General features: G+C 61.9%; 14 protein-coding genes. 13 read left to right on the forward strand and 1 reads right to left on the reverse strand.

Annotation, left to right across the window (positions count from 1 at the left end; translation table 11 throughout):
- Window positions 1–437: 437 nt before the first annotated feature.
- The 3 genes from N5D61_RS20335 (at window position 438) to N5D61_RS20345 (ending at window position 2911) form a co-directional block, all read left to right on the forward strand.
- Complete coding sequence (locus N5D61_RS20335; protein WP_279893993.1) at window positions 438–950, forward strand: hypothetical protein; 513 nt, start codon at window positions 438–440, stop codon at window positions 948–950.
- Window positions 951–1364: 414 nt separating this feature from the next.
- Window positions 1365–2255, forward strand: coding sequence for a sensor histidine kinase (locus N5D61_RS20340; RefSeq protein ID WP_108238660.1), 891 nt, complete (start codon window positions 1365–1367; stop codon window positions 2253–2255).
- Entirely contained in the window at window positions 2252–2911 is a 660-nt protein-coding gene (locus N5D61_RS20345; protein WP_108238661.1) for a response regulator transcription factor, read from the forward strand. The genes N5D61_RS20340 and N5D61_RS20345 overlap by 4 nt, the downstream gene beginning before the upstream one ends.
- A 131-nt stretch (window positions 2912–3042) precedes the next feature.
- Here the strand turns inward: N5D61_RS20345 and yegS are convergent, their stop codons facing one another.
- Window positions 3043–3954, reverse strand: coding sequence for a lipid kinase YegS (yegS, locus tag N5D61_RS20350; RefSeq protein ID WP_279893994.1), 912 nt, complete (start codon window positions 3952–3954; stop codon window positions 3043–3045).
- 463 nt (window positions 3955–4417) lie between these two features.
- Between yegS and N5D61_RS20355 the strand changes: the two genes are divergently transcribed.
- From N5D61_RS20355 to N5D61_RS20400, 10 genes are all read left to right on the forward strand, one after another.
- A complete protein-coding gene (locus N5D61_RS20355; protein WP_279893995.1) occupies window positions 4418–5854 on the forward strand; it encodes an undecaprenyl-phosphate glucose phosphotransferase in 1437 nt (478 codons plus the stop codon).
- Entirely contained in the window at window positions 5854–7308 is a 1455-nt protein-coding gene (locus N5D61_RS20360; RefSeq protein WP_279893996.1) for a mannose-1-phosphate guanylyltransferase/mannose-6-phosphate isomerase, read from the forward strand. The genes N5D61_RS20355 and N5D61_RS20360 overlap by 1 nt, the downstream gene beginning before the upstream one ends.
- Window positions 7309–7487: 179 nt before the next feature.
- Window positions 7488–8261: a polysaccharide biosynthesis/export family protein gene (locus N5D61_RS20365; protein WP_108238665.1), complete on the forward strand. Its 774-nt coding sequence runs from the start codon at window positions 7488–7490 to the stop codon at window positions 8259–8261.
- 18 nt (window positions 8262–8279) lie between these two features.
- Entirely contained in the window at window positions 8280–10274 is a 1995-nt protein-coding gene (locus tag N5D61_RS20370) for a lipopolysaccharide biosynthesis protein (RefSeq protein WP_279893998.1), read from the forward strand.
- 13 nt (window positions 10275–10287) lie between these two features.
- A complete protein-coding gene (locus N5D61_RS20375; RefSeq protein WP_279893999.1) occupies window positions 10288–11469 on the forward strand; it encodes a glycosyltransferase in 1182 nt (393 codons plus the stop codon).
- Entirely contained in the window at window positions 11466–12779 is a 1314-nt protein-coding gene (locus tag N5D61_RS20380) for a beta-xylosidase (RefSeq protein ID WP_279894000.1), read from the forward strand. The genes N5D61_RS20375 and N5D61_RS20380 overlap by 4 nt, the downstream gene beginning before the upstream one ends.
- Window positions 12780–12781: 2 nt before the next feature.
- Complete coding sequence (locus N5D61_RS20385) at window positions 12782–13996, forward strand: glycosyltransferase family 4 protein (protein ID WP_279894001.1); 1215 nt, start codon at window positions 12782–12784, stop codon at window positions 13994–13996.
- The gene (locus tag N5D61_RS20390; protein WP_279894002.1) at window positions 13987–15084 is read left to right on the forward strand and encodes a glycosyltransferase family 1 protein; all 1098 of its coding nucleotides are present in this window, start codon (window positions 13987–13989) and stop codon (window positions 15082–15084) included. The genes N5D61_RS20385 and N5D61_RS20390 overlap by 10 nt, the downstream gene beginning before the upstream one ends.
- Complete coding sequence (locus N5D61_RS20395) at window positions 15084–16481, forward strand: O-antigen ligase family protein (RefSeq protein WP_279894003.1); 1398 nt, start codon at window positions 15084–15086, stop codon at window positions 16479–16481. The genes N5D61_RS20390 and N5D61_RS20395 overlap by 1 nt, the downstream gene beginning before the upstream one ends.
- Window positions 16478–17299 carry an acyltransferase gene (locus N5D61_RS20400; protein WP_279894005.1) on the forward strand — a complete coding sequence of 274 codons (822 nt, stop codon included), beginning with the start codon at window positions 16478–16480 and terminating at the stop codon, window positions 17297–17299. The genes N5D61_RS20395 and N5D61_RS20400 overlap by 4 nt, the downstream gene beginning before the upstream one ends.
- Window positions 17300–17305 lie beyond the last annotated feature (6 nt).

A 17305-nucleotide genomic window follows, 5' to 3' on the forward strand; every position in this document is an offset into this window, starting at 1 on the left:
TTGATATCATAGTAACATCACGATGCAATCATTGGCATTCTTCTGGTTTCAACGCCCGCCAACCGTAGCGCTATTTCCTCGATCGGCGAGGCGCATCTACGCTGCACCCTAGGGGTATCCCTTAATCTCCATCAGGGCGAACCTGATATTCGCGGTTTCCAATACTCATTATTGTGACGCCATTCTCATTGAGTGAATGGAGTCAGCTACGTGGCCGCGTTCGTGGACTATCCCGATCCCCTCGTCGAAGCAATAGAAACGGACGCAGGGATCCGCGGTTTTGCGTGGTGCAATCCGAAAGGCAACGCCTGCTCGGTGACACGCACATCACAATATTCAGAAAAGCCCTACAGACTTCCCATTGCCTTCAACCTTAACTTTGGGCCACTCGCCCCGCGCGTCCTCGGATCGCGTTCCATGAAGAGTGGAGATTTCACATGCTGAACGGCAATGAATGGCATGAGGTGCACAGTGATTTTCTGTACGACGCCCAACAGCTGATGACGCGCGCGGAAGAGTGCCTCACTCATCTGGAGTTGATTGGCGACGATAAAGACGCCATCGAATGCCTGTTGGGCACCCTGCAACGGATTGCGGGCAGGGCGGACGCCGCTTCGGTTCAACCTATCGCCGGTTTTGCCCGGCAACTGCGCTACCTGTTGTATTTCGCCAGTGCCGCCGGGCGCTTGCAGCCCAAGGCATTGGTCTCCCTGCGTCAATGCCTGTCGCTCCTGGCGTGGCAGGTCGAGCTGGTCGACCCAGCGACAGGTGGACTGCCATTGGACGACACCGAGCAGCGCGAACTGCTCGATCAATTCGGTTGCTGTTGCGGGGTCGGTCAGCTTGAAAGCAGCCCAGACGTCTCAGTGAACTGGACGGTTCCCCGGGCTGTGGCCCACCCTTTGCCCGATTCGCTCGCCAGCAACGGCGATCATCCCGGCCCTCTCTGAGCGGCGAAGTCTCTCCCACGCGTTCGTACACAGGGCCGAGCGTGCCGGGCAAGCGCTTGGGTGTTCATCTCCGGCGGGCAGTGAAATGACCCGCAATGACCTGTCGTGCGTCGAGGGTTGAAGATCTTCCAATGCCCATGAATTCGCTCTTATCGGATCATTTCCTGACGACTCGGACAACTTATTGTCCAGTCCCTTGTTTGAACTTAGCGCTTAATAAACCCGGTATTTAAGGTAATATCGGCGCCCGCGACTGAACGCATCTGTAAGCGCTATCGTTGTTGAACCTCGACCCTGTTTTTGTACACGCACGTATAAGGCGAGCGGGCTATAGGGGCCTCGCTGGCCCCATTAAGTGACCTGGGGAACAACTGCTCAGGTATTCGCAACAATTATCCGATGGCTTCATCCGCTATGCATGGCAGCAACAAGACCTTCAATTCACGGACTATGGGCTCGATCAACGCATTTCGGTGGGCGGCCGGACTGTGTTTACTGACAACCGTGTGCAATAGCGCGTTCTGGCTCCTTGGCAGCGGCATGCCTTTGAGCCTCGGGCTATTGAACGGTCTGGCGTGCCTGTGCGTCGGCTACTGCCTCAGCCGCCCCAACCACACCATCCAGTTTCAACCTCAAGAGCTCGCCGACCACATGCTCCAGGTGCAGGAAACCGAGCGCCACCGCTTGAGTCGTGAATTGCACGACGACATCGGCCAGATGTTGACGGCGGCCAAATTGCAGAGTGATTGGCTGCAACGTCGCGCCGGTGACGACCTGCAGCCCCACTGCACCCTGCTCAGCGGGATCCTCGATGAAACGCTCGCCAAGGTGCGAGACGTGTCGGCCATTCTCAATCCGCGGCAATTGACCACCCTGGGGCTGGAGGCCAGCCTGCGGGCACACCTTCGCCAGACCTTGGCGGACACGCCGGTGCGCTGGAGTCTCGAATGCCACCAGCAGCTGGCGGGCATTCCCGAGGAAATGTCCGTTGCGGCGTTTCGGATTACGCAAGAAGCTGTCACCAATATGCTTCGCCATGCCCAGGCGAAAAACCTGCGGGTCCATATCCAGCGCCGTCCGGAGGGGTTGGCACTGAGCATCGCGGACGACGGAGCCGGATTCGTCCCGGCCTCGAACCCCGGCCAAGAGGGCCAACGCGGCATGGCCGGCATGCTCGAGCGCGCGACGCTGCTGGGCGGACACTTGACGGTCGACAGCCAGCCCGGCAACGGCACCCACATTCATGCGCTGTTCCCCTGGGCGCCGCGCGTCCGGGGGCGTGCGGAGATCACCAAGCCCTCATGATTTGCACACTTCTTCTGGTCGATGACCACGCCCTCATCCGCGCTGGCGTTCGTGCCCTCGTGTCAGACATCCCCGGTTACGAGGTCATCGGCGAAGCGGCCACCGGCGAACATCTCCTGGAAATGACCATGGAGCTCAAGCCGGACATCATTCTGCTCGACATTTCGATGCGGGACAGCAACGGGCTCGACGCGCTCGAACGTTTGCACCGCGCCTTGCCGGACAGCAAAGTGCTGATCCTGTCCATGCACACGGATCCACAGATGATCATGCGCGCGCTGGAAGGGGGTGCACACGGCTACCTGCTCAAGGACGCCACGGCGACCGAAATCGAGCAGGCGCTGGAGGCCTTGCGCAACGATGAGCGCTACCTGAGCCCGGCCATCGCGCACACGGTGATCAACCAGGCGTTGATCAGCACCCATTCGAGCAAGGCTGAAGCCGTCGAGAACCACAATCTCACGGCGCGCCAACTTGAAATTCTGCGTCTGATCGTGCGTGGCAAATCCACACGGGAGATTGCCAGCGGGTTGAATCTCAGCGTGAAGACGGTGGAGACCCACCGGTCGCAGATCATGAAACGCCTGCAGATCTACGACGTGGCCGGCCTGGTGCTCTTCTGCGTAAAAGAGCAGATCATCAGCCTGGACGACTGATCGCGCAAACGTTTGTCGCCCCCATGGGGCAGGGCGTTGCGGGTTCTGTTCCCAGGTTCGCGGGTCACGATCAAAGGCAGTTTTCAGCCGCCCTCGACCCCGGCAAACCGCAACCTGGACAAGGCGGCCGCTTATTTCTCGATTCGCTTCGCCTGCCCCAGCAGCGGTGAGTGGGCGGGCAAGTGGATTCGCAAGGCGCCGGGGCGGGCTTCGAAGCGCAAGTGTTCGCCCCTCAGGGGTTCACCGTCCAAATTGATGTCCAGCCCTTGCGCCGATTTGAGCTCGACCCACGGCAAGCGTGCGCGCACGAACAGGTTGTCGAGGCCCAAGCCGCCTTCGAGGAAGCCCTTGAGCGCGCTCACCACTTCTTGCGGCGCAGGCAGGATGCTGATGTCCAACAACCCATCATCGGCCAAGGCATTGGGGCACAACGGATGGCCACCGCCCGCCTGCCGACCGTTGCCGATCCCCAGGGCCAGCAATTCACCTTTCCAGTGAAAATCCGGTCCGCTCAGTTCGCCATAGGCGGCCTTCAACTCGCTGAAGCGCGACAACCCGGTAAACAGATACGCCGCCCCGCCCAGCACCTTTTTCAGGTCTTCGGAGGTATTGGCGGTCACCTGACTGCCAAAGCCGCCCGTGGCCATGTTCAGAAACAGATGGCCACCCGCCGCGCCGATGTCCACGCTGCGTGCCGGCACGTCGAGCAGATCGAGAGCTTGCTCGATCTCCAATGGCACGCCTGCGGCGCGCGCGAAGTCGTTGGCGGTGCCCAACGGCAGAATGGTCAGGTTCGCTTCCTTCTCTGCCAGAGCCAGCGCTTCAGCCACGTCTCGCAACGTGCCGTCGCCACCCCCTGCGATGATTTCCTGATGGTCGGCGGCGAGGGCTTCGTTCACCAGGCGTTGGGCATCTCCGGCCTCCCAGGTCACACGCACGTCCAGTTCCCAACCGTGTTTGCGTTTACGCTCCACGCCAGCTCGCACATCTTCGTTGAGCGCCTGCTTGCCGTGAAGAATCAAAATCGCTCTGCGTGCTGTCATGTGCCTTCCCTCTAAGAATATCGTGCGTGCCATGTTGACCGCGTGCCCGGGTGAAATAGCCCCACGCTGCGCATTTTTTTCTCGCTACTGTGCAAATCGTCAAAGCCCCATCCCGTCAAGGAGTGGCGGGACAAAAACGGCACTCGACTGATATCTCAAAGCCACTTTTCTGCGCTGCCCGACGTTCGGTGCCATGACACTCGCTGTTTCATGGGCTTTACTCTGGTCAGGCACCCGTTTGAGGGTTTCCGACCTGCGCTGAGGGTGTGAATTCCTGCGCCGTTCGAGAAGAAACGGTTTATTTCGCATTCATGGGATTGAAATGCAGGTCGATCAGGTGCTTAATCGACAAATAATTGGCTTATTTTGAAACACCCGGATAAAAAGTCATTATATTGACTTTTCAGTCGCACGATCGGGCAGATGGGCCAGTAAAGGGATTCATGGATCGAAGAGGTGTTCTATGCGACTGCAACCGGTCGACAGCCTGCTGCTCACTCGCACCAGTCTGATCGAGTATTTCCTGTTCGCCGTCAGGCTCGTCCACGGAGTGACCGCGATTGTCCCCGGCGTGTTGATTCTCGCCTACTGGAAGACCGGCGCCCCCCAAACCCCCGAAAGCTACTTCATGGTGCAAGTGCTCTTCGGCGTCGTCTGTGTCCTCATGTTCCAGGCGCTGGGCGTGTACTCAGAGACGATTTTCAGCAACAAATCCCGGTTCAAAATGATCCTGTTCGTCTGGTCGCTGGCCTTCTGCGTGCTGCTATTCATGCACAAGGCCATGGACCTGTTCGACTACATCACGCAAGAGCAACTGATGGTCTGGTTCTTCGCGAGCCTTTCGCTGTTCTGCGCTGAACGCCTACTGTTACTGATGCTTTATCAACGCCTGATGGCCCGCGGCTTTTTTCTGCAGAGCGCCGTCATCCTGGGCGCCACGGAAAACGGCCAGCGTCTGGCGGAATACTTGTTGCAGAACCAGGACATCCGTTCGGGGGTATCGGGTTTCATCGATGACCGGATCGGACGCCTCCCCAAGACCATGGCCGGGCTGCCACTGCTGGGCAATACCAAGGACCTGGAAGCGCTCATCCGCGAGGAAAAGGTCACGCAGGTGTTGGTCGCCCTCCCCTGGTCCGCCGAAAACCGCATGGATTACATCATCCGCGAATTGCGCAGGTTGCCGGTCAACGTGTTGCTGGTGCCCGACATGGTCGCGTTCCGCCACGCCCATAACCGCATCACCGAAGTGGCCAGCTTGCCGATGTTCAATGCCTCGGATGTGCCCTTGCGCGGCTGGTCACCTTTGTTCAAACGGGTCGAGGACATGGTGCTCTCCAGCCTGGCGATCATGCTGCTCTCGCCGGTCATGCTGGCGATTGCCCTGGCCATCAAGCTCGACTCGCCCGGGCCGGTGCTGTTCTGGCAGAAGCGCTACGGCTACAACAACCGCCTGATCACCGTCTGCAAGTTCCGCTCGATGCACACCCACCAAGCGGACGCCCACGCCGAGCAACAAACCGTCAAGGGTGACGCCAGAGTCACCCGGGTCGGCCGTTTCATCCGCAAGACCAGCCTGGATGAACTACCGCAACTGTTCAATGTGTTCGCGGGCAGCATGTCAATGGTGGGGCCGCGCCCACATGCCACGGCGACCAAGGCCGCGGGCATTTTGTTCGAACAAGCTGTCAAGGAGTACACCTCGCGTCATCGAGTCAAGCCCGGGATTACCGGGCTGGCGCAGATCAACGGCTTTCGTGGTGAGACAGACACTGTGGAGAAGATCGAGAAGCGGGTGGAATTCGATCTTGAATACATCGAAAACTGGTCCGTCTGGTTCGATCTGTACATTCTTCTGCGCACTGTTCCTGCAGTGCTCTTCTCTCGCGAGGCTTACTGATGGGCACCCTTATTCCCTGCATTATCGCCGGCGGTGCCGGTACTCGGCTGTGGCCCGTTTCACGGGAGGCCATGCCCAAACCTTTCATGCGCTTGCCCGATGGCGAAAGCCTGCTGCAAAAGACCTTCAACCGCACCAGCGGCCTGGAAGGCGTTGAAAGCCTGCTGACCGTGACCAATCGGGAAGTCTATTTCCGCACGGTCGATGACTATCGGCTGCTGAACAAACGCAAGATTCACCTGGACTTCATCCTCGAGCCCTTCGGCCGGAACACCGCGCCCGCCATCGCGGCGGCCGCGTTGCATGTGCAGGCGTTGCACGGTGATCAGGCGCAGCTGTTGATCCTCCCGGCCGATCATCTGATCAACGACCTGGAGGCCTTTGCCGCCGCCGTCAGCGATGCGCGTGCGCTGGCCGACGACGGCTGGCTGGTGACATTCGGACTCATTCCGACGCGAGCGGAAACCGGCTTCGGCTACATCGAAAAAGGCCAGGCGCTGAGCGACAAGGGTTACCAGGTCGCGCGTTTCGTGGAGAAGCCCGATAGCGCGACGGCGACCGAGTACCTCAACGGCGGCTTGCATCTGTGGAACGCCGGCATGTTCTGCATGCGGGTCGACACCCTGTTGCAGGAACTGGAAACCCACGCCCCGGATGTGCTGGCAGCGGTCCGCCAGTGTCTGCCCCATTGCACGAGCAAGGAAGGCAGCAACGAGTTGCAACTGGAACTGGATGCCACGACCTTCGCCCTGGCGCCGGACATCTCCATCGACTACGCGCTCATGGAGCGCTCCCAGAAAGTCGCCGTGGTGCCCTGTGAACTGGGCTGGAGCGACATCGGCTCCTGGCAGGCCATTCGTGAACTGGCCCCCGCCGACGCCAACGGCAACCAGTGCAACGGGCAGGTGGTGCTGCACGACGTTTCCAATTGCTACATCGATTCGAAAAAACGGCTGGTGGGAGGCGTCGGGCTGGACAACCTCATCATCATCGACACCCCCGATGCCCTGCTGATTGCCGATGCCGACCGGACTCAGGAGGTCAAGCTCATCGCGCAGGAGCTCAAGCGCCAGGGTCACCCGGCCTACCTGCTGCATAACACCGTCACGCGCCCATGGGGCACCTACACGGTGTTGGAAGAAGGCAAGCGCTTCAAGATCAAGCGCATCGTGGTCAAGCCGCAGGCCTCGTTATCGCTGCAGATGCATCACCATCGCAGCGAGCACTGGATCGTGGTCAGTGGCATGGCGCGGGTCACCAACGGCGATCGGGAATTCATGCTCGACACCAACGAATCGACCTTCATCAAGCCCGGGCACACCCACCGTCTGGTCAACCCTGGGGTGATCGACCTGGTCATGATCGAAGTGCAGAGCGGCGAATACCTGGGTGAAGACGACATTGTACGTTTCACCGATGTCTACGGCCGCGTGCCGGAAACCGCCAAAGCCTGAGGTCGACAACGGCAGCCGCGCCTGTCGCGGTTGCAACCCGTTTACCTGTTCACAGCGAGGCCGGACCGCTGACACCACGCTACCGCGACACTCAGTGACATTGGACTCGGCAGTACCGCCGACATGATTGTTTTACCCGCAAGGGAGCCGTATTCATGCATGACAGGAGTTCTGGACCAATGAAACCCGCGCTGTGGCTCGCCAGCGTTCTGCTGCTGTGCGCCTGCAACACGCCCTCTCGCGTCGGCGTGCCGGACGATCCGCAGATCAAGGCCGCGCAGGAGGCCGGCCGGGCGCTGGTGGGCAAGCCGCTGCCCCCCGAGCGCATCCATGCGGGAGATACGTTGCGGATCGTGCGCAACACCGGCGAGTCGCCGTCGATCTCCGCCTTCACCGCCAACTCGATCTACGAGCTGACGCTGTTTCCGGTGCTCAACGACGGCACCTTTTCCTACCCTTACATTGGCTCCGTGAAGGCCGCGGGCCTGACCATTCCCCAGTTGACGCACGTACTGGAAGACAAACTGGCACCGATCTACCGGGAAACGGCGTTGACCATCAACATCAGTCAGGCACCGAGCAACGTGGTATTCGTCGGCGGCGCCGTGCGCAATCCGGCTCCCCTCTCCGTGTCCACGGTCACCAACCTGGAGCAGGCGCTGGTCGGCGCCGGGGGCATCAACCCGGACGCCGATGCTCGGTTGGTCGCGTTGCTGCGCCAGGGCGATGACGGTCTGTACAAGACCTACTTCTTCGATTACAGCAAGCTGCTTTATGCGGGCGGCGGAGGCCCTGCCGCGCCGGTGCTGTTACAACGCGGTGATGTCGTGTTCGTTCCCAAGTCGTCCGTCGGCAACCGGATCGACGGCGTGAACCTGTACTTCAACCAATTGATTCCCTTCGCGAAATCGATCGGCTTCGGGGTGAATTACAACCTGCGCGACAACAACTGATCGGAAGGGACTACCGATATGATCACCATTCGCTCGTTTCGCGATCTGCTGCGCCTGTTCTTCATATTTCGGCGCGAAGTGCAGATCACTGTCCTGGCGACCTTCGCGATCATCGTGCTGGGTGCCTTTCTCTTGCCCAACCGCTACGAGTCTACTGCGCTGCTGCTGGTCAAGCCCGGCCGCGACACCAGTACCGTGCCGATCGAACTCGCCGACCGTCAGACCGTCGTTGCACCCAGCGGCCTGCGCGACCCATTGCTGGACGAGGAGCGCATGCTCACCGGGCGCCCGATCATCCGCGCAGTGGCTCAGCAATACATCGCTAAAGTGTCCGACGCGCAAGAGAACGCCGGGATGCTGGCTACCCTCAAGCGCCTGCCCGGCACCATGGTGCGAGGCCTGGTGGGTGCGGCCCGCAGCGTCTTCGAATTTCTCGGATTGATCGAGGCAAGGACACCCGAGGAGCGGCTGGCCGAAGACCTGGAGAAGCACTTCAAGGTCAGCCATGACCCCGGCTCCTCGGTCATGGAGCTGACCTTTACGTGGGACGACCCCGAGGTGGCGCAGGCCATCCTCAAGAGCTGGGTGGATCAATACGGCATCGAGCGCGCGCGGATTCTCGGCCGGGTCAATCTGTATGCCTTCTACGAACAGGAGGTGAAGGATACCCAGGCCAACATCCTTCAACACAAGCGCGAGATTCAGACGCTACTCGATCAGATCGGCACCGTCAGCATCAACCAGCGGCTGGCCGATGTCGCCCAAGGGCTCAACGACTTGCGCACCGAGCGCAACAACACGATGCGCGCCATTGCTTCGACCAAGGCGGGGATCGACAAGATCCAGGAGCAGATCAACCGACAGACGCGCCTGATCAGTTCGGGCAAGGAAATGGCCCTCAACCCTTCCCGCCAAGACTTGCAGACCCGCATCAACGGCAAGGAAGAGGAGCGTCAGGAGTTGCTGCGTTCGTTCAAGGAAAACGCACCGCCCGTCAAGGCGCTGGACTCGGAAATCGCTAACCTTCGCGCGCTATGGGCCAAGGAAAGCCACACCGTGCAGCGCACCGAAAACATCGCGCCGAACCCGCTGTTCACCCGTCTGCAGAACATTCTCAATGACCAGCAAGCCAGCTACACCCGCCTGCTGGTGCAGAAGCAGCAACTGGACGCGCAACTGGAGCAGTGGGAGAAAGACCGCCAGCAGGCACTGGCGCTGGAACCCAGGCTGTCACGGTTGCAGAACGAGCTGAATGCCGAGGAAAAGAACTTCGTCCTCTACACCGACAGCCTCGAAAAAGCGCGGATCGACCGCGAGTTGGACAACAAGCAGATCAGCAACATCTCGGTGGTCGAACACGCCACGCTTAATCCCAGCCGAGTGTTTCCCAAGAGCCTGCTGATGCTGTTGCTGGCGATTCCGCTGAGCCTGGGCGTTGGCCTGCTGGCTTTGTACCTGTTCTACCTGCTGGATCAGCGAATTCATGACGGCGACAAGATCGAAGCCCAGTTCAAGGTCCCGTTGTGGACCACCCTGCCGGATTTGAACACGGTCACGCCCCAACAGCGAAGTGGCTTCATCGCCAGCCTCTATCGGTTGTACAGCGTGTTGCCGCTCAAGCAGGTGCCGGAAAAAGGGCTGAGCATCGGGCTGACGTCTGCTCACGCCGGGGAAGGCGTGAGTTTCGTCATCGAGCACCTGCGTCGGCTGCTCGAAGAGCATGGTCATCAGGTTCGGCTGGGCGACGGGCGTCCTGCCGAAGCGGGTGAAATCCAGTTGATCGATGCCTCCAATTTCTTCGCCAGGCAAGAAGTCTTCATCCACCTGCGCGAAGCGGATCTGATCGTGCTGGTGATCGGAGCGGAGACGTCGACGGTGCCTCGACTGCAGAACACGTTGAGCACCCTGTCCACTGCCTTCAAGCACGTCGACGGGATCATCCTCAACCGCCGACGCTTCGAAATTCCCGAGCAGGTCTTGGCTTGGCTCGGTCGTTTGCGCAGCCATCACTGAGGGAACGACCGCCATGCAGATAGCCCTGCTCGCCCCGCTCCCTCCGGAGCAGAACGGCATCGCCGACTACGCCGGCCACCTCCGCCACGCGCTGGAGGCGTTGGGGGTGCGGGTGCGCACGCCACTGCAAGGCGTCGGCAACGATCCAGAGGCTGCGCGGCAGCGGGTCGCGGAGGCCGACTGGCAAGGGATCGATCTTGTCCATGCGGAGATTGGAGGCGGACGCCTGGCGGAATTCCACGCCCTGCGCGCGCTGCGCCAACGCTTCGCTCAGTTGCCCCTGACGGCCACGGTTCATGATCCAGAACGGCTGGTCTGGCGCCGGGAAAAGCTGCCCTGGCCGCTGTCGATGCTGGCCACGCTGCGCTCGCCGTTGCCCGAGGTGGCCACCGTCCTGGCGGACCCGCTGTGCCTGCACGAAGAGCGTCAGTTGGCACGGCAGATGACGCGCTTGGTCACCCTCACGCACGCTGGCAATCGGTGCCTGCAACAGCGAATGGGTTTGCGCCAGGCGCAGATGGCCGTCATTCCTCACGGCAACCTGCCCATCGCCCCCCTGCCCCTGCCACCCCTGCAACCGCTGAAGCTGCTGTATTTCGGCTTCATCTATCGCGGCAAGGGTATTGAAGACTTACTGGAGGCACTGGCTCGGTTGGTCACGGAGCAGCCGGGATTACGCAGCCGCGTGCGCCTGACACTGGCCGGGGGCAGCGAGCCGGAAATGGCATTCGGGCCATCGGGCAGCTACCTGGAACAGTTGCGCCAGCGCATCCGTGAACGGGGCCTGAGCGATCTGATTGGCTGGCATCTGGACGTTCCCGCGGACGAGATCCCCAGCGTCATCCAAGCGCATCACGTCATGGTGCTGCCCTACCGGGAATCCAGCAAATTGAAGATCCTTGGCCAACTGCGTGGCACCAGCGGCGCGTTGTCCTGGGCCACGGCCTGCGGACGCGGGGTGATCACCTCGGACGCGCGCTCGTTCGGCGAAGAAGTCTCCTACGGCAACGGTGAAATCTACCCTCAGGGCCAGGTGCATGCCCTGACCCAAGCACTGGCGCGCCTGTGCGCCGAACCGCAACGGGCCCAGGCGTGGGCGGACCGAGCGGCTACGCTGGGTCGGGAGCGAGTCTGGAGCCTCACAGCCGAGCGCTTCCACCAACTATTCCAACACGCGTGCGAGGTAAACGAATGAAGGGCAAGGCGTTACTGGCGATTTCCGTTCTGAGCGCGTGCGTACTGGGCGCCTTCAGCCCGGCAGTGGAAGCCGAGACCATCCTGCGAGCGCCTCGCGCTGTGACCTGGAAGGATTTTCTGGGGGTCAACGTGCAGTTTCATTATTTCCCTGCGGACATTTACCCGAAACAGATGAACCGCCTGGATCAACTGGGGCTGAACTGGATTCGCTGGACCCTGCATTGGCCGATCCTGGAACCTGCGCCGGGTCAGTACAACCTGGCGGACCTGGACGCTGCCATGGCAGCCGCGCGGCCCCATGACTATCGCACCGTGGCCTACCTGGTGGGCTCGGCCACGTTCGACAGCACCGCTCCACAAGGCGCTAGCAACGCCGATCAGTACCCACCGCGGGACATCGGGGTGTTTGCCGAGCGAATGACCGCGCTCGCCCAACGCTATCCCCAGGTCAGCCACTGGCAAGTGTGGAACGAGCCCAACATCATCTGGCTGCCCCAAGCGGACCCTGTGGCCTACTACAACCTGCTGACCACCACCGCCTCGGCCATTCGCAGCGCCGTGCCGGGCAAGCCCATCGTCACCGCCGGGGTCGCGTATTACGGGCAGATGCGCGGCTCCACGGGCTACATGCTGCAATCGATGGTGGATCAAGGGCTGGCCAGGCAGGACATCGTTGCGGCGTACCACCCCTATTCCGAATACCCGGAAGGCGACTCCATCCAGGACCGGGATTTCCTGGTCCGCGCCACAGCGCTGAACAAAAGCCTGCATGACGCAGGCGTCAGTCAGGTCTGGGCGACGGAATGGGGCTGGTCGAGTTATGCCGGGCCGGTCGAGATGCAACACATCGTCGGCCTCGACGGTCAGGCCGATTACACCCTGCGTCGCCTGGCCCTGATGAGTACCCTGGACTACCAGCGCATCTTCCTGTTCAACCTCAGCGACCTGGACCAGCGAGCCAGCGCCCGCGACCGAGGCTACGGGTTGCTTGACCTCAATGCCGAGCCCAAGCCGGTCTACACCGCGCTCAAGCGCTTCTTCGAGGTCACCGGCCCCACCCTGCAACCGGCCGACCCACCGCCCGCCAAGGCGATACCGGAAGACCTGTATGCCATTGCCTGGAATCGGCCCGACGGCACGCACCTGTTGATGGCGTGGAGCGCCAGTAGCGGGCACCTGAACTTCCCCGGCATCAAATCCGCTTCGCTCCACGACCCGTTGACCGGCAAGCGAACCGAGCTGGCCGACAGCAAGGGCGTTGATGTGCCATTGACGCCCACCCTGCAAATTCTGGCCTGGAAGCCCTAGCCATGCGCATTCTCTGGACAATGCCCTATCTGCCTTGGCCGACCACCAGCGGCGGCAAGACCCGCCAGTTCCACCTGTTGCGGAATCTGGCGGCGCGGGGCCATCGCATCACCCTGCTGGTGCAATCCAAGACCGAGCTTGACGACGACACGCGGGCCGCGCTGGAGCCTTGGCTGGAACGCTTGATCGTGGTGCCGCGTAGGCCTTTGCGCAGCGCGCTGACCTTGCTGGCGATCGCCTTCGCCCGGCCGCCCATGCTGGCCAGCGCCAATGGCTATTCCCCGCCTCTGCAGCAGCAATTCGAAGCCCTGCTGCAAGAGCAGTGGGACGTTATCCAGATCGAACACAGTTACAGCTTCCAGCCATTCGAGGCGCCCCTGCGGCGCAGCGGCAAGCCGTTCATCATGACCGAACACAATGTCGAGTCCGGACTGGGCGCTGCCAGCTACCACCATTTCCCCGAATGGGCGCGCCCGTTCACGCGCTATGACCAGTGGCGCTACCGCCAATGGGAGCAGCGGGTATTGTGCCAGGCCTGCGAACTGATCGCGGTCACCGAGGACGATGCCAAAGGCCTGACGCGCGTGACAGCGCGCACCACCGGCCTGGTGGTCAATGGCGTCGATTGCGATTACTACGCCAAAGTCTGCCCGGACCGCTACAGCCGCCGCCTGCTGTTCATCGGCAACTACGAATACGGACCGAATCTGGATGCGATGCAATGGGCGCTCGACCACATCATGCCGCGCGTCTGGGCGATCGATCCCATGGTGCGGCTGACCATTGGCGGCTACGCCCTGCCCCGTGACTGGCCGCAACGCTGGGCCGACCCGCGCATCGACTGGCTGGGCTTCGTGCCGGACCTGCGTACCGTGCAGCACGACGCGGCGGTGTTCTTTGCACCGCTGCGCGAAGGCGGCGGCTCCAAACTCAAGGTCCTGGAAGCCATGGCCGCCGGCCTTGCGGTCGTGACCACCGCTCAGGGCGTCTCCGGCCTGAATGTGCTCAACGGCACCCATTACCTGGGCTGCGAAGACGCTCACGGGCTGGCGCTGATGCTGGTGGATGCGGTGGCCAACCCGACACGCTTGGCGAAAATCGGCGAAGCCGGCCGGGCTTATGTGCGCCAACACCACGACTGGGCGGTGTCGGCGACGCAACTGGAAGAGATTTACGCCCGGTTTCATCAGCAAGAGGACGCTCACGCATGCGCGTAGGACTGGATGTGCGCCCCGCCACCGGCTTTCCCAACAGCGGCATCGGCCGACAGAACGTTGCGCTGGAAGATGCCTTTCGCGCCCACCCCGAGGTGCAGTTGCAAGTGTTCAGTGTCGGCCCATACGACCATCCGGTCCGCCGCATTGCCCATTGCCCGCGCTGGGCAACGCCGCTGGACGGCATCCACCGCCTGCCCGAGCGCTTGAAATTCGAAGCCTGCTTTCTGCCCGGCGCACTGCGTGATGCCGAAGTCGAGCTGTACCTGGCGAACCTCAACATGGGCTTGCCCATCGGGCGCAAACCGGCGGGTATGCGCTATGTCCTGCAATTGCATGACCTGTTCCAACTGACCCTGAACAACGCCCATGGCTCGAAAATCAAAGCGATGATCTATGGCCAGACCGATCGACTGTCGATCGCCTATTCGGTGAAGGTCGCCGATCGGATCTGGACCCCTTCACAGTTCACGGCGGAAGAAACCGTGCGCCTGTTTCCTCAGGCTCGGGACAAAGTCAGAGTGCTGCCCAACCTGGTCGAAGGTTTCACCAGCACCCCTGCCCAGCTCGACACACCGCTGCCCGAGCGCTATTGGCTGTGTGTGGGCACCCGCGAGCCGCGCAAGAACATGCCCTGGTTCGTCGAGGCCTGGCAGATCGCCCGACGGCAATTTCCCAAGACACCGGCGCTGGTGCTGGTCGGTGGTCCAGACGGGTTGTCCACCGCGCAGCGCGAGCTGCCGGGCCTGCATATCCTGCGCGGCATCGGCGATGGCCAGTTGCATCAGGTCTACCGGCAGGCCGAGCGACTGTGGCACCCCTCCTATGGCGAAGGGTTCGGGCTTCCGGTGGTGGAGGCGCTGGGGGTGGGGACACCCGTGGCCGTGGCCAGTGGCTCGTCACTGGACGAAGTCACCCCTGCGGACAGCCCGCGCTTCTCACCCCATGACCAGTCGGCACTGATTCGCCTGATGGGCGTGCTGTCCACCGCCGAGCCGGAGGACCCAGCGCCGCTCAAGGCCTGGGCCGAGCGGTTTGGCGTCGAGGCCTACCGTCGGCGCTTCAATGAGCTGCTGGAGGAATTGCGCTGATGCCATTGGCCATGCCGCTGGGGGTGCTGGTCGCGCTGCTGTTCGGCGTGATGGTCTGGCTGTTGCCGGCGCTCAAAGTGACGGCGGCGGTGATCGGCGTCGCGGCGGTGTTGACAATTATCCGGCGCCCCTTGCGCGGTCTGCTGCTGTTCGGCGTGCTGGCGACCTTTTTGCCCTATGCCACTGTGCAGATCGGCATCCGCACCACGGTCTCCGAAGCGCTGCTGATGCTCATCTGGGCAAGCCTGCTGGCCCATCGGCTGTTTGCCTTGCACACCGCTGCCGTTCCCCTGTTGCGCACCGAGCGCTGGCTGATCGCGTTGATGCTGTTCAGCGCCTTGCCATTCGTGGTGGGGCAGTTGAGTGTGCACGTCGAGGGTAATGGCCCGATCAACTGGGTGCGCTGGCTGTTCAACCTATCGCCGCTGTTTCTGGTTCCGCGCCTTTTGCGCGAGGCGCAGGCCCGTGAACAGATGGTCGTGGCCATTCTGTTCGGCACCCTCCTCATGCTGTTGCTGTCGATTCCGGTGTACCTGAAGGAAGGCAATTCGACGGCGATCATTTCCGTCATCGGCGGCTTGGGCTACAGCAACCTCGACACCCTCAACCAGGGCCTGAGCGGGTTATCGACCCGGATGGGCACGCCCTGGACGCACCCCAACATCGCTGGCGGTGCGATGGCCATGTTGTTGCCGCTGGCCTTCTGCATCGGCTTGACGCGCCAAGGCGTCGTGCGGCATTTGGGGCTGGCCGTGGCCCTATTGGCGCTGGCCGGCTTGTTGCTCACCGGTTCACGCGGAGCGCTGGTCAGCCTGGTGCTGGTGATGGGTTGGATGGCGCGCCGGCGCGTTCCGCATGTCGGACGTTTGCTGATAGCTGGAGCGATCTTCGGGATGTTGCTGCTGATGTTCTACCCCCCCTTGCAGGAGCGCTTGATCGGCCTGTTCAGTAGCAATGACGCCAGTACGGCAGTCCGTTTCGAAGAGTATTCGCACTTCCCCGATGCCCTGAAAATGTTCCCGCTGGGCATCGGTTTCAAGGTGGACCCGCCCGTTCCGGGGACCGGCCTCTGGGGGATCTCCAACCTCTGGCTGAACTATGCCTACAAGCTGGGCATTCCCGGCATGCTGGTCTATATCGGCGTCACCGTCGCATGGTGGCGTGAAGCGCGTTTGCCCGATGACCGGGTCACCCTCAACCGCGATACGGCCCTGTGGCTGGGCAGTCGGGTCGGCGTGCTGGCAGCGCTGCTCAGCGGCGCATTCGATCACTATTTCAGTTTCACCACGGTATTGATTGCATTGTTCTGGCTATTGCTCGGGCTGAACCTCTACGAAGCCCGACGACTGCAGACCGCTGCACACGCCCTCGCCCCTGATGCCCGGGAGAACCCATGAAACACCGCATGTTGCATTCCCATGACCTGCGCCAGGCGCTGCCCGACTACGCACGCAAGATGGGGGTGAGCCCCCAGGAGCTGGAGAGCGCCTACGACTGGATGCTTGCCAACGACGTCTGTTTCGAAACGCCCATGAAGGGCAAAACCCTCTGTTTCATCAGTTACCTGAACATCGAGCCGCGCATCGAGCCCCCCCTGGCCCGCCGCTTCTACCGGCTGTTGGGTCAGGAAACCGCCGGTGCGCTGATTCCGCTGTACGGCATCAACTGGCCGACCCTGCGCGACCGTATGCTGCGAACGTGGGAGCAGGTCTACAACATTCTCATCTGCAAGATCCCCAGCCATACCCTGCGCCTGCTCTGGCTGCGGATGGGGGGCGCGAAGATCGGCAAGGGGTCGACGGTCTGGCGCAACACCGAGATCCTCGGCGTGGATGGCCTGCGCATCGGCGACGACAGCACCGTCGGCTGGCACTGCCAACTCGATGCACGGGGCGGCCTGTTCATTGGCAATCATGTGACCATCGCTTCCCATGTGCTGATCATCGCGGGCGGCCACGACCTCCAGGCCCCTGAGTTCTGGGCCGTGGGCGGGCCGGTCTACGTACGCGACTACGCCTGGGTCGCCAGCCGAGCCCTGTTGTCATTTGGCGCCGACATCGGCGAAGGCGCCGTGGTGGGGGGCGGCAGCGTGGTGTCCAAGCCCATTGCGCCCTACGCCATCGTGGGCGGGCCGAATGCGGAAATCAAAGGCGAACGGGCCCGCAACCTGAATTACAAAGTGGGCGGCAAAGGCCTGTTCACGCTGTTTCACTGAGGGCTG

The organism is Pseudomonas sp. GD03842, from assembly GCF_029841165.1.
GTDB lineage: Bacteria > Pseudomonadota > Gammaproteobacteria > Pseudomonadales > Pseudomonadaceae > Aquipseudomonas.

Excerpts from the sequence above, each read along its gene's own strand:
- N5D61_RS20370 (WP_279893998.1), top strand. The coding sequence starts at position 8,280 with ATGATCACCATTCGCTCGTTTCGCGATCTGCTGCGCCTGTTCTTCATA.
- N5D61_RS20335 (WP_279893993.1), top strand. The coding sequence starts at position 438 with ATGCTGAACGGCAATGAATGGCATGAGGTGCACAGTGATTTTCTGTAC.
- N5D61_RS20375 (WP_279893999.1), top strand. The coding sequence starts at position 10,288 with ATGCAGATAGCCCTGCTCGCCCCGCTCCCTCCGGAGCAGAACGGCATC.
- N5D61_RS20355 (WP_279893995.1), top strand. The coding sequence starts at position 4,418 with ATGCGACTGCAACCGGTCGACAGCCTGCTGCTCACTCGCACCAGTCTG.
- N5D61_RS20360 (WP_279893996.1), top strand. The coding sequence starts at position 5,854 with ATGGGCACCCTTATTCCCTGCATTATCGCCGGCGGTGCCGGTACTCGG.
- N5D61_RS20365 (WP_108238665.1), top strand. The coding sequence starts at position 7,488 with ATGAAACCCGCGCTGTGGCTCGCCAGCGTTCTGCTGCTGTGCGCCTGC.
- N5D61_RS20395 (WP_279894003.1), top strand. The coding sequence starts at position 15,084 with ATGCCATTGGCCATGCCGCTGGGGGTGCTGGTCGCGCTGCTGTTCGGC.
- yegS (WP_279893994.1), bottom strand. The coding sequence starts at position 3,954 with ATGACAGCACGCAGAGCGATTTTGATTCTTCACGGCAAGCAGGCGCTC.
- N5D61_RS20385 (WP_279894001.1), top strand. The coding sequence starts at position 12,782 with ATGCGCATTCTCTGGACAATGCCCTATCTGCCTTGGCCGACCACCAGC.
- N5D61_RS20345 (WP_108238661.1), top strand. The coding sequence starts at position 2,252 with ATGATTTGCACACTTCTTCTGGTCGATGACCACGCCCTCATCCGCGCT.
- N5D61_RS20400 (WP_279894005.1), top strand. The coding sequence starts at position 16,478 with ATGAAACACCGCATGTTGCATTCCCATGACCTGCGCCAGGCGCTGCCC.
- N5D61_RS20340 (WP_108238660.1), top strand. The coding sequence starts at position 1,365 with ATGCATGGCAGCAACAAGACCTTCAATTCACGGACTATGGGCTCGATC.
- N5D61_RS20390 (WP_279894002.1), top strand. The coding sequence starts at position 13,987 with ATGCGCGTAGGACTGGATGTGCGCCCCGCCACCGGCTTTCCCAACAGC.
- N5D61_RS20380 (WP_279894000.1), top strand. The coding sequence starts at position 11,466 with ATGAAGGGCAAGGCGTTACTGGCGATTTCCGTTCTGAGCGCGTGCGTA.